At 41.5% G+C, this 1,320-nt stretch carries 2 protein-coding genes and 1 pseudogene; 2 read left to right on the forward strand and 1 reads right to left on the reverse strand.

Features of this window, described 5'->3' with window-relative positions:
• Window positions 1–108 precede the first annotated feature (108 nt).
• Window positions 109–306, forward strand: coding sequence for a type II secretion system protein (locus R7P72_RS24675; RefSeq protein ID WP_005461161.1), 198 nt, complete (start codon window positions 109–111; stop codon window positions 304–306).
• Between the two features lie 78 nt (window positions 307–384).
• Here the strand turns inward: R7P72_RS24675 and R7P72_RS24680 are convergent, their stop codons facing one another.
• On the reverse strand, window positions 385–960 hold the full coding sequence (locus tag R7P72_RS24680) for a porin family protein (RefSeq protein ID WP_005461140.1): 576 nt from the start codon (window positions 958–960) through the stop codon (window positions 385–387).
• A gap of 215 nt (window positions 961–1,175) precedes the next feature.
• Here R7P72_RS24680 and R7P72_RS24685 point away from each other — a divergent pair.
• A pseudogene (locus R7P72_RS24685) lies at window positions 1,176–1,320 on the forward strand (DUF1244 domain-containing protein); the annotation flags it as partial.

Raw genomic sequence — 1,320 nt, forward strand, 5'->3', positions numbered from 1 at the left:
ACTTCTTCGAGGGGCACAGGACTCGCTCATCGTTTATGACTGAATGTCGAGTCTTGCTAGGTATAAAGCCAGGAAGGTGGCTATACCTATGATTATTGAGGTGTTCCCTTGAAAAAAGTTCGTGGTAGTTACATGGTAGAAATGGTTCTGGTTGCGGGTATTATGGCGTTGTTAGTCACCACTGCACTTCCAACGTTTACGAATGCGCTAAAAGGTCATCAAGATGGTATTTTGGCGTCACTTGATACTGTTCAACCTAGTAGTCATGTAAACAAAGAGACCGCAGAAAAGTTTTCCGCTCAATAAGCAAAGCTACTTTCTCGATTGATAAAAGAAGCCGAGGCTTCTTTACATTTAACTTCAAATTCTGGGTTCAACGTCGCGCTAGAAGCGTTTTCCTAAGCTTATTTGTAGACCTTCATAGCTGTCGTAAAAGTCTTCAAAACCCATATCTGCGACATTGTAGATGTACTCTGCGCGTAACCAGATATCTTTACTCATATCCCAATGAACTCCAGCTCCCACGTTAAACAGTGCGCCAGAGTCGTCAGTCACTTTCTGGGCATTTGGAACATACATTTCTGCTTGAGTCCCCAAAGCGGTCACGCGGCCAAACAAAGAGAGTGGTGTGTCGCCTAAGTTGTCACTGGTCAATACCGCTGACATGCCTGCTTGGTAATAGTGCAAATCCAAATCTGTTTTTAGCGTGTCGTTCTTAAGCTCGTTTTGGGAGTAACGAAGCACACCTTCAAACGCAAGGTATTGATTAACATAATAGCCCCAGCCAACAGTGATATGCGGTGTGGACCACTCATTGTCTCTGTCTGATCCAAAATACGGCGTATCGAAACCAACGTTACCAGTACCTAGATAAAAATAAGATTGATGAGTTTGTTCTTGAGCAGCAAAAGTCGGCACACTGATGGTCAAGGCAGACAATAATAGAATGGCGTTTTTCATAACTTGACGATAACCTTTGTAAAAGACCGTTGTAATGATTTGTGTTAATATTAATTTAATCAATAAGATAGATGGCGCTTATCATATCAGTTTTTGTTCAAAGGTAGTGATTTTCGAATGGGAATTGTTGCGCTAAAGCATACTTCCTACTTATGAAAGTGGACTAACTGGATATGGTGACGAAAGCCAAACAAATAAGAGAGAAGGAAAGTAAAGTGGCTGAATTCAAATATAAAAATCTAACTCAAGAAGAACAAGACAAGTTAGACGCAGCGACATTTCGTCGTTTATTGGCGCATTTAGATGCAAACAAAGATGTGCAAAACATCGACCTGATGATCCTTGCGGGCTTCTGTCGTA

The organism is Vibrio sp. Vb0888, from assembly GCF_033338835.1.
GTDB classification, from domain to species: Bacteria; Pseudomonadota; Gammaproteobacteria; order Enterobacterales; family Vibrionaceae; genus Vibrio; species Vibrio alginolyticus.

Excerpts from the sequence above, each read along its gene's own strand:
- R7P72_RS24680 (WP_005461140.1), bottom strand. The coding sequence starts at position 960 with ATGAAAAACGCCATTCTATTATTGTCTGCCTTGACCATCAGTGTGCCG.